Here is a 10,418-nt window from a genome sequence, read left to right as displayed (position 1 = left end):
GAAAAAATGAGCAGAGAATCTAAAGTCGAGCGGACCACGAAGGAGACAACCATCGCAGTAAGGGTGGTTATTGACGGGGAAGGGGTATCGGAAATATCGACGGGGATCCCCTTTTTCGACCACATGCTCCACCTCTTTGCCAGGCATGGGTCTTTCGATCTCTTCATTGAGGCAAAGGGCGATGTGGAGGTAGATTCTCATCATACGGTGGAAGATGTGGGCATAGTCCTGGGCAGGACGTTCAAGGAGGCGCTCGGCAATTTCGAAGGACTGAAGAGATACGGCCACGCCATGGTGCCCATGGATGAATCTCTTGCAGTGGTAGCCCTTGATCTGAGCGGAAGACCCGCCTTTGTGTGGAAGGGAGAGCTCCAAGGCAGGATCGGACTCTTTGATTTGCAGGTGGTGAGTGAGTTCTTTAAAGCCTTTGCGGCCGAAGTTAAGTGCGCTGTCCACGTGAACCTGGTTTACGGGGAAAATCTCCACCACAAGGTGGAAGCAGTGTTCAAGGCCTTCGGAAGGGCGCTAAACGATGCGTCCGCAATAGGTGAGAATATAAAAGGGGCTCTGTCCACGAAGGGGATGTTGTGATGTGATTGCGATCATTGATTACGGAATGGGAAATCTGAAGAGCGTGACGAACGCATTTCAGAAATTGCACGCCGATGCGGTGATCACGAGAGACAAGAAGGTGATTGAGGAATCGGATGCCATTGTTCTGCCCGGCGTGGGCGCCTTCGGCAAATGCATCGAAAACTTGGAAAAATTTGAGCTTCTCGGTTTCATCAAAAATCTGATCATGAACGACAAACTCTATCTTGGTATATGCCTGGGGATGCAGATCCTGTTTGAGTCGAGCGAGGAAGCCCCGGGAGTGAAAGGCATGGGATTTGCGAAAGGGACTGTCCTGCGGTTCAAGAGGGAGGCGAAGGTGCCCCATATGGGGTGGAACAGCATTGAGCGGGTCAAGGGGGCGGAGATCCTTGACGGAATACCGGACGGTGAGTTCCTCTATTTTGGTCACTCTTTTTATTGCAGATCCGAAGAAGAGGATGTGGTCGCGACAACCACCAGCTACGGGATCAATTTCACGTCTTCCATACAGAAAAGGCGCGTGTTCGCGTGCCAGTTTCATCCGGAGAAAAGCCAGGGCGTGGGGCTGGCAATTCTCAGGAACTTCCTGAAAATGGTGATGGCCGCCAGGTAAGGGCCGCCCAAGGCGGCGTGTCCCACAGGCGCGGAACATTGCCTGCTCATCAACAATTTTACCCATTTGCAGACAGGGCGATTGTAAGCGCGAGATGGTGAGTTGCAACTGGAAGAGCGCCTTGGTTTCGCGGGAAGAGGTCTTGTTATTATCAAAGGAGAGCGAAGGAAAGGACCACGAAGCCCATCGTCTTGTTGCGCTTGCGGTATTGTGACGGGAAAGACCCCCCGACGCCCGGAAGAATGGAGGAGGTTGGGGTCGGTTTGCGCGAAGCGTTTCACAGCGCTGGTTTTCGGAACTATCGCGGAGGATTTGCTGAGATGGACGTAAGCAAGGTTCTTCGGGAAACAATGTGCAAAAAGAGCGATCTTACGGTACAAAACGCACAAGGACGATCACGACAGATTTTATCCTTTTCGGGGCATTTGAGAGGAAACCTTTTGAGTGGGAAGGGTGCAAAAGCGGGGCAACTGAAGCCGAGCGGGAGCCGAGGGTTAAAAAATGCGAGAAAGGGGATTTGAACCCCTACGGTTTAACCCGCTGGATCCTAAGTCCAGTGCGTCTGCCAATTCCGCCACTCTCGCGCAGAATGTATTGTACACGTTTTGTCGTGATATATCAAGAAAGAGAACCGCTCTAAAGGAACTTCCAATCTTGCCTCCATGGTGCGCCTTACCGGCCTACCAAGCCTTATTCGCCTTGCAACGAGAGAAGAAGGGTATGTATGGAACCTCCGGATAAATAAAGTGCCTTGCGGGGTTCTGCGGGAGGATCTGTGTTTGGCCTTGAGGCGGCACCCTCTGTGGTCAAGTGTTCAATGGAGCTAATGTGCGAGATCGCTTTCGTGATGGGTCTCGGTGTAATCGAGACCATACTGTGGTCGGTATTGTGGCGCGGCGCTGCGCTGAAGGTATTTTATGGGTCCTGCCTAAAACAGCGGGCTATCTCTTTAAGAGTTTAAGAAGAATCTTATACAAGCCACCACCCCTATTGATGAACCTCCCAGCCGCTTGCGGGGGAGAGGTTCATTTGCCTTGGTTGGCCCGCTCCAGCGTGTGCACTGTCACCACACATTAAGTTGGAACTATTCCTGGGGTGACTTAAGTGATGGAGCCGATGATTGGGCGGTGAATCTGATCAAACGATACACGAGCAGGCATGCGATGGACGATAAATTAGAGCGTAATATGTAACGAACAATACCCGCTTTGTCATGTTTTAGAATCCCCGGGTGATAGCAGTGGCTGCCACGGAGGGACGCATTGGAATTATCCAAGTGGCTTTAGGGCTTGGGAAGATTTAAAACCTGACATAACAAACGGCAGCATCTGGCTACTTATCAACCAGAAGCGCATTCTTGTCTCTGGCAGATCTCTTCAAGCGCTCAAGGTCCTCTTCTGTGAAGCCTTCCCAAGCGAAGGGGAAAAGGGCATTGTTCTGGTAGAGGGGGTCGTCTGTGATGGGATATCTGGCCAGGTGGTGATAGCGGTCAAACAGCGGGGTATGTGGTATGGGGGTGTACTCGGCAATGTGAGTCCTTACGCCGAGGTCTGCGAGATAATCTATCGCGCGCTGGACATCCTCCCAAGGCTGTAAGGGCAGGCCCGCCATGATATAAGCGGCTATTGAGCCCGGGGGAAAGCCCGCCTTGAAGAGGGCGGCGACGGCCCTTTCGAAGACCCTTGAATTGACCTTGGCCCCGGTTGCATGCTGGAGCTCGGGGTTAACCGTTTCGAGGCCCAGGCGGACCTCCCTAAACCCTGAGGCCTTCAGAAGCTCCGCCAATTCTTCAGTTATAAGGGCGGCATTCACGGCATTTGGGTTGTAAATGTCCATGGGATCAGCAAGGCTGGCGATTTGGGTGAGCATCGGTTTTGCGTAGATCTCGGCCCTGTGGAGGAAATTGTCGTCGTATATGGCGAAGTTCTTTACGCCCAAGGCCTGCCAGTGGCGGATCTCGCTAACAACATGCGCAGGGTTGCGGCGGACTATTGCGGGATGCATGTAGGGGGTAGCACAGTAGGCACAGGCAAAGGAGCAGCCATAGGAGGTGAGAAGAGGAACGAAGGGAATAGATTCGTAAAGGTCGAAGGCTGGGTAGGGAAGGGTGTCAAGGTCGTAGGGGGAGGGCTTGAAGGAGAGAGGGAAAGATAGACTCTCCTCAATGTAGGCGTAGAGGCGGTCAACCTGGGTATGGTTTAAGACAAGGTGGGCGTCCCGCAGGTTTGCGAAAGCATGGTCGGCGCAAAGGGACGGGTAAATCCCACCGACCACGATCTTTGCTGCGGGAAAGGCCTCGCGGATGAGGGAGGCAGCTTCTCTTGTTCCAGGATACCAGTAGGTCATGATGGAGGTTATAAGGACAAGGTCGGGAGGGTCTGCAGAGAGCAGCGCTTCACGCAGGCGCGCGTCGGACATGCCATATCGTTTGAGTCGCTTCCTGATGCCCGCGAGGGGTGCGGGCAGGGGGCGAGGATCGTTTTTCTTGAGAAACGGGGCGCGTCCATCGGGTTTGCGCTTCACATCTAGCGTGACCATGCAGTCAATGAGCCTGAGGTTCATGCCGTTTTTCCTTAGTATACCCCCGAGGTAGAGAAGGCCGAGCGGACTTGACCAGAAGCCGTAAGCCGCAAAATCATATATGTGCGGGTTGACGAGAAGAACATTCATATGGCCGTTCACGGGAGATGTTTCACGTGAAACATCGGCTCATCGCCTGCGCCTTTTCTTTTTTGTGCTGAGAAGCCTGGCAGTCACGAGGCCAAAAATGAAACCTCCGATATGGGCATACCAAGCCACACCCTCCCCGCCATAGGAAAGAAGCACCTGCATAATGAACCAGACTGTCAGAAGAATGATAGCGGGTATTTCCACGATCTTGATGAAGATAACAATGAAAAGGATCGTCTTGACGCGGGCAAGAGGGAACAGCACAAGATATGATCCCAGGACGCCCGCGACAGCCCCGCTGGCGCCTATCATAGGCACTGCGGAGCCCGGGTCATAAAAGATCTGAAAAGTCGCTGCAATCAGGCCGGAGACGATGTAAAAGAAAAGAAACCTCATGTGACCAAAGGCGTCCTCCACGTTATTGCCGAAAATCGCGAGATAAAGCATGTTCCCTCCAATATGGAGGATGCCGCCGTGAAGGAACATGGAGGTAAACAGGGTAAGCATATTATAGGGTATGAGGTCCCACCTGGAGCGAAAAGCAGCGATGAATTCCTTGGGCACAAGCCCTAAGTACCTGTAAACCTCTTCATCTGCGTGTCCGTGCAGGTACAATTTTTGCATGAGAAAAACCGCAAGGTTTACAATGATAAGGCATGTGGTTATAATTGGATATGTGCGCGTCGGTATGTTATCTTTAATCGGTATCACCGCAATATATACCACGCGTCGGGTACCAAGTCAAAATATTGAGGGGATGGAGTGACGTATGCCTGAACTGAGGAAGGACCCGATTATTGATAGATGGGTCATAATTTCCACTGAAAGAGGGAAAAGGCCGGTCTTTTTCGCCGAAGAAGGGACTTCGGCAAAGGCTGGCATGTGCCCGCTCTGTCCTGGTAACGAGAACATGACCCCTCCTGAAGTCTACTCTATCAGAAGGGACTTTTCGCCGCCAAACAGTCCGGGGTGGACCCTTCGCGTGGTCCCGAACAAATTCCCCGCGCTCAGAATTGAAGGCGACCTGAACAAGGAGGGTATGGGCCTCTATGATAGGATGAACGGAGTCGGGGCCCATGAGGTGATCGTGGAAACGTCGGTCCACGGCGAAACACTCTCGGTCATGGAGACGACCGCCATTGAGAACGTATTTGTGGCGTACAAGGAGCGAGTGCTTGACCTCGCGAAAGATAAACGGTTCAAATACGTCATGGTTTTCAAGAACCAGGGGTCCATCGCGGGAGCCTCCCTCGACCACTCCCACTCTCAACTGATCGCGCTCCCGATTGTCCCGCGGAGGGTGCTTGAAGAGATAAACGGAGGTCTCACGTACTACCGCTACAAAGACAGATGCATCTTCTGCGACATAATTGCCCAAGAGAAGGAGGACGGCGTTAGGGTAGTATTTGAGAACGCCCACTTCATCGCCCTCTCGCCCTATGCCCCACGATTTCCCTTTGAAACATGGATCGTCCCAAAGAGGCACGAGCCGTATTTTGTAGAGAGGGGCAAAGAAGATAACTTTTATGAAGTAGCAGAAGCGCTCTCGGTGATCCTCAAAAAGTACAACAAGGCGCTGAATGCCCCGCCTTACAACTTCATGATCCACACGGCGCCTTTCGGCAACGGCGATATGCCCCATTATCACTGGCATATTGAGGTCATTCCCAGGCTTACTAAGATGGCTGGATTTGAATGGGGGACAGGTTTCTACATAAATCCGACTCCCCCCGAAGAGGCTACCGAATACTTGAGGGACACTACTATATAGAGGGGGTGCTGCATGAAGATCCTGATCGCTTCTCCCGAAATATTCCCGTTCAAAAAAACTGGAGGGCTTGCCGACGTCACCGGTGCGCTTCCGAAGGTGCTCAATAAACTGGGCGCCGATGTGCGAGTTATATTGCCCAAGCACAAGGGCATTGATGAGACAAAATTCCCGCTGGAATACAAGAACCTGAAGATTGCGTGCCAAGTGTCGCAGGCGGTTGTGGAGGCGGAGATCGTGGAGAGCGCCTATGACGGGGTCAAGGCGTATCTTGTGGAAAACGACGAGTACTATTACAGGGACTACCTCTACAGCACCCCGGACGGCGATTACCTCGACAACGCCGAGAGATTCATCTTTTTTTCGAAAAGCATACTTGAGGCTATCAAGGAGACGGGGTTCGTGCCTGACGTGCTCCACTGCAACGACTGGGAAACCGCCCTTGCTCCTGTATTTCTGAAGACAATCTACAGGGATGACCCCATCCTTAAGAACATCGCCACAGTCTTCACCATCCACAACCTTGGCTACCAGGGGATCTTCTGGCATCACGACATGCACCTGCTCAACATAGGGTGGGAATACTTCACCCCTGATTACCTTGAGTTTTTCGGCAACATCAATTTCCTAAAAGGGGGTATCATATTCTCTGATATAATCAGTACGGTGAGCAAGAAATACAGCGAGGAGATACAGACGCAGGAGTTCGGCTACGGCCTGGACGGGATCCTGCGTACAAGAAAGAAGGATCTTTTTGGCATAATCAATGGGATAGACCACCAGGACTGGAGCCCTGAAACGGACGAGTTCCTTCCCGCCAGGTATAACGCAGAGGACACGAGCAATAAGGCGGTGTGCAAGGAGGCGGTACAGCAGGCCTTCGGATTACCGGCGGACAGCTCAACGCCTCTCATCGCCACCATATCAAGGCTTGCCGATCAAAAGGGCTTTGATCTCATCTCATCAGGCCTTGAGGAGATGCTCGCCCTTGGGCCCCAGTACGTGATTCTTGGGACGGGGGAAAGAAAATACCACGAGCTCTTCACCGAGATGGCAAAAAGCCTCCGGAACTCTTTTGGCGTAAAGATCACCTATGACAACCGCCTTGCCCATCTTATTGAAGCAGGAGCGGACATGTTTCTCATGCCCTCCCGTTACGAGCCTTGCGGCCTAAACCAGCTTTACAGCCTCAAATACGGGACGATCCCTGTCGTAAGGGGTGTGGGCGGACTTGAAGATACCATAATAGATTACACCATGGAACCGGATGAAGGGACCGGCTTCAAGTTCTATGATTATACGAAGGAGGCGATGTTTGACGCCTTGCAGAGGGCCCTTAAGGTATACCAGGACAAAGCGGCATGGCAAACCCTTGTGAAAAGGTGCATGACCGCTGACTTCTCCTGGGAGAGATCCGCGAAAGAGTACCTTGGGTTATATGAAAGGGCGATACGTACCCATGAATTACACTGAGCTCTTAGGGAAGGTAATAGAGATATCCCACTCCAACCTTGAGATATCCTCCCGGATCAGGTCAATCCTGAATATTATAGGGCAGGACCTGGGTTTTGAAGAGGTAATAGTCTACATCCTTGATCAGGACAAGAAGCTCACGTGCAGGTTCATGAATGACGGCAGCGCCCTCTTCAAGATCCTGAGCAAACACCGATGCCGCGTAGGGGAAGGCGTTGTGGGGGGCGTGGCCCAAAAAAGGGCGCCCCAATACTATACCGCAAAGGATGTGTCTCCGAAGCTGGGGTGCCCTTTCTATCCCGAGATGAGCGGACTTAGCAGAAACCGAGGGGCTTATGCGTTTCTCCCTCTATCTGATGACAGCTATCTCCACGGGGTGCTCGTGGCGGTCTCCTCAAGGGGCGTGATACGCGACCCGGAAAAGACCCTTCTCGCCATTCTTTCGAGAGAAATCGGCGGGGTGCTGCGCACATATGCCTTGATCCTCGGCTCGAAGAAGAGGATTAGCGAACTTGCCACGCTCTCTGAACTGGGAAAGGTGCTCACGTCGGATGTGGAACCCGAGGAACTCCTTCGGACCATCACCCTCATTATCGGCAAGGCGCTGAATGCGAAGTTTGTGACCATCAAACTGGAGTACCCGTTCTTGCGGATTGGTACGCAGAGGTTCACGTATGGCACTATAGACGCCGAGACGATGGTGCGTGTGAGTGAGACCGAGCATGAGTCTATAAAAAGCGGGAGATCCATAACCCTCAAGGATCGGACCCCGGACGCAGAAGAGATGACCCTTGAGTTCTCGCTTTATGTCTCCCCGATACTCTCCAAGAACCGTATAATCGGGACCATCACAATGGGTGTCGCGAGAGGGCAGGGCTTTGCCGCCGACGAAGACGAGCGTTCCCTCATAAACACCATATCGAACTATATGTCCAACGGCCTGGAAAACACTTTGCTCAACAGGCGGCTCCGGGATGTGGTGCGAGAGCTCTCCGACGCCCAAAAGAGGCTCATTGAGCAGGAAAAATTGAAGAGCCTGGGAGAAATGACGGCAAATATCGCGCATGAGATCAAGAACCCTCTTGTTATAATCGGAGGATTTACCAAGAGGCTCGCCAAAAAAACCCGCCTTGATCAGCCGGAAAGCATGTACGTAGATATAATCATCAAGGAGGTAACCCGTCTCGAATCAATTCTCAAAGAGATACTGAGCTATGTAAAAAAAACACCTGTAATGACGGGTACATGCGATATAAACAGCACGCTTGATGAAGCGCTTTCCCTTTTCATCTCTGACAGCTCGTGGAAGGACGTCACGATCGAGAAGAATTACCGGGAGCCTCTGCCTTCCATAACCTGCGACAGTCAGCAGATCAAGCAGGTTCTGATCAACATTCTGATCAACGCCTTTGAAGCCATGAATGGCAAAGGGAAGATCAAAATAGAAACAGGAGAAATGATCCGGGACAAAAGAGAGTTCCTTTTTGCCTCCATCTCCGACACAGGAGGCGGAGTCGACCCTTCCATACTGGACAACCTCTTCAACCCCTTCTTCACCACCAAGGAAAGAGGGACTGGTCTTGGGCTTGCCATATCGAACAAGATCATTATGAACCATAGCGGCCGGATTGATATAAAAAACGAGGTAGGAAAAGGCGTGACGTTTCTGGTCTATCTTCCCGTGCAGAATAATCATACAATATTAGGGGGGGAGCTTTTATGAAAACCATAAGGCTGTTGGTTGCTGACGACGAGGAAAATATAAGAATACTCTTCAAAGAGGAGCTTGAAGATGAGGGCTATGAGGTGGATCTTGCCTCCAACGGCTACGAAGCTATAGAAAAATTCAAGAACGGGACCTTCGATATAATGATCTTGGATATAAAGATGCCCGGTATTGATGGCATACAGGTTCTGAGCGAAATTAAGAATATAAATAAGGACCAGCCGGTGATCCTTTGCTCGGCATACGGTGAATTCAAACAGGACTTTTCGAGCTGGGTCTCCGACGGGTATGTGGTGAAGTCGGCGGACACGGATGAACTGAAGCAAACCATAAAGAACATACTTAACCGCTGACCGAGGCCCATAGAAAGAACTCTCATGATCATGTGCCTTTATGATCCTTAAAATACTTGGCGCCGGAGATCGCACCTTTAGGAAACCGCCATTCGACCAGCCTTGCTCAGGCCGGACCGCTATCTCGGCCGCCCCGTTGCGGGTGAGTGTGATCCATGGCTGCAACCTTGATTTTCCCGGTTCGGTGAATCGGTTTTTTCCTCGAACCTGCACCAATAAGAATACCTTTCACCAAAGAAAATCCTTGCTATTGATAGCCATAAGATAATATTATAAAGCCTGAATCAGGGGGTGTAGCTCAGCGGGAGAGCATCTCGTTCGCAACGAGGGGGCCGCGGGTTCGATTCCCGCCACCTCCACCATCACCAGACAATCCGAACCACCTTTTCACGTTCAGAGATGGTGTTTACCCCCCACATTGAAATGGTTTGGGTCACTTGCAAATCTTTCAGGCTCAAGTGTCCATATATTTTTGATGAAATCATAAGGAGATTTTCCTTATAAGCTTTTCAAATGATTTGCTAAAAAATCGAAAAATCAAGATCGGTCAACTCCTTCCCTTTGGATTTACTGAGAATGAAAATGGTTATGTCTATTCTACCGCTTTGGTTGACGGCCAATTTGAGATGATTGTCGCTGTCACAAGAGAGGGGCAGGTAACCGCAGAAGTATTTGACCTATCTTCAAAAGAACGTTATGTCCTCCATCGCATTTCTAATGCTTCGGGTTCATTTGTCGGCAGATTGCGCGAAGAATATGAACGTATGCTTGATTCGATTGCCAATAACTGCTGCGAGGCCGATATTTTTAAGAGTGATGGGGCGAAGCAGGTCATTTGCTATGTTCGGGAAAAGTATCATGATGAACTTCAGTATCTTTGGAAGCAGTTCCCTGAAAACGCAGTTTACAGGCGGCAGGATAACTCGAAATGGTATGCTGCACTCCTAATTCTTACCAAAGAAAAAATTGGGATTGTGTGAAGACGGCACGGTCGATATAATCGACTTACGAATGAACTCGGAAGAAATAGATGTTGTGGTAGACGGAAAGAAATACTATCCCGGCTATCATATGAATAAGAAGCATTGGGTCACAATTTGTCTTGACGGATCGGTTCCCATTGAAGAAGTCTTTCGCCGTATTGACGAAAGCTATGGTCTCGCGGCGGGAAAAAACCCCTATAAAGAATAGGAAATCCATATCACTTTGCGGCACAAATCA

10 protein-coding genes and 2 tRNA genes are annotated in these 10,418 nt (G+C 51.0%); 9 read left to right on the top strand and 3 right to left on the bottom strand.

Annotation, left to right across the window (positions count from 1 at the left end; genetic code table 11):
• The first annotated feature begins 6 nt into the window (after nucleotides 1-6).
• Together hisB and hisH are read left to right on the top strand one after the other, a co-directional pair.
• Nucleotides 7-591 (top strand): imidazoleglycerol-phosphate dehydratase HisB, encoded by a 585-nt coding sequence (hisB, locus tag LBQ00_04665; protein MDR2018151.1) that lies wholly within the window; start codon nucleotides 7-9, stop codon nucleotides 589-591.
• A 1-nt stretch (nucleotide 592) separates the two neighbouring features.
• Complete coding sequence (hisH, locus tag LBQ00_04660) at nucleotides 593-1,207, top strand: imidazole glycerol phosphate synthase subunit HisH (protein MDR2018150.1); 615 nt, start codon at nucleotides 593-595, stop codon at nucleotides 1,205-1,207.
• A 502-nt stretch (nucleotides 1,208-1,709) separates the two neighbouring features.
• Here the strand turns inward: hisH and LBQ00_04655 are convergent.
• The 3 genes from LBQ00_04655 to LBQ00_04645 form a co-directional block, all read right to left on the bottom strand.
• Nucleotides 1,710-1,791, bottom strand: a tRNA-Leu gene (locus LBQ00_04655).
• Nucleotides 1,792-2,539: 748 nt separating this feature from the next.
• Nucleotides 2,540-3,877 carry a radical SAM protein gene (locus LBQ00_04650; protein ID MDR2018149.1) on the bottom strand — a complete coding sequence of 446 codons (1,338 nt, stop codon included), beginning with the start codon at nucleotides 3,875-3,877 and terminating at the stop codon, nucleotides 2,540-2,542.
• Between the two features lie 39 nt (nucleotides 3,878-3,916).
• Nucleotides 3,917-4,501, bottom strand: a complete 585-nt coding sequence (locus LBQ00_04645) for a rhomboid family intramembrane serine protease (protein MDR2018148.1) — start codon at nucleotides 4,499-4,501, stop codon at nucleotides 3,917-3,919.
• Nucleotides 4,502-4,646: 145 nt separating this feature from the next.
• On the opposite strand from LBQ00_04645, the gene galT reads away from it, so the two are divergent.
• The 7 genes from galT to LBQ00_04610 all read left to right on the top strand — a co-directional run bounded on the left by galT (nucleotide 4,647) and on the right by LBQ00_04610 (nucleotide 10,388).
• Nucleotides 4,647-5,648, top strand: a complete 1,002-nt coding sequence (gene galT, locus LBQ00_04640) for a galactose-1-phosphate uridylyltransferase (protein ID MDR2018147.1) — start codon at nucleotides 4,647-4,649, stop codon at nucleotides 5,646-5,648.
• A gap of 12 nt (nucleotides 5,649-5,660) precedes the next feature.
• Nucleotides 5,661-7,118 carry a glycogen synthase GlgA gene (gene glgA, locus LBQ00_04635; protein MDR2018146.1) on the top strand — a complete coding sequence of 486 codons (1,458 nt, stop codon included), beginning with the start codon at nucleotides 5,661-5,663 and terminating at the stop codon, nucleotides 7,116-7,118.
• Entirely contained in the window at nucleotides 7,105-8,841 is a 1,737-nt protein-coding gene (locus tag LBQ00_04630) for a hypothetical protein (protein MDR2018145.1), read from the top strand. The genes glgA and LBQ00_04630 overlap by 14 nt, the downstream gene beginning before the upstream one ends.
• Entirely contained in the window at nucleotides 8,838-9,197 is a 360-nt protein-coding gene (locus LBQ00_04625; GenBank protein ID MDR2018144.1) for a response regulator, read from the top strand. Before LBQ00_04630 ends, LBQ00_04625 begins: the two co-directional genes overlap by 4 nt.
• A 287-nt stretch (nucleotides 9,198-9,484) precedes the next feature.
• Nucleotides 9,485-9,559: transfer RNA gene (locus tag LBQ00_04620), tRNA-Ala, on the top strand.
• Between the two features lie 156 nt (nucleotides 9,560-9,715).
• Nucleotides 9,716-10,177, top strand: a complete 462-nt coding sequence (locus tag LBQ00_04615) for a hypothetical protein (protein MDR2018143.1) — start codon at nucleotides 9,716-9,718, stop codon at nucleotides 10,175-10,177.
• Nucleotides 10,164-10,388: an MmcQ/YjbR family DNA-binding protein gene (locus LBQ00_04610; GenBank protein ID MDR2018142.1), complete on the top strand. Its 225-nt coding sequence runs from the start codon at nucleotides 10,164-10,166 to the stop codon at nucleotides 10,386-10,388. Before LBQ00_04615 ends, LBQ00_04610 begins: the two co-directional genes overlap by 14 nt.
• Nucleotides 10,389-10,418: the final 30 nt, after the last annotated feature.

This window comes from Syntrophobacterales bacterium (assembly GCA_031274925.1).
GTDB lineage: Bacteria > Desulfobacterota > Syntrophorhabdia > Syntrophorhabdales > Syntrophorhabdaceae > PNOM01.
The sequence above is the reverse complement of the archived record's forward strand: the minus strand, read 5'-3'. Positions and strand labels throughout refer to the sequence as shown.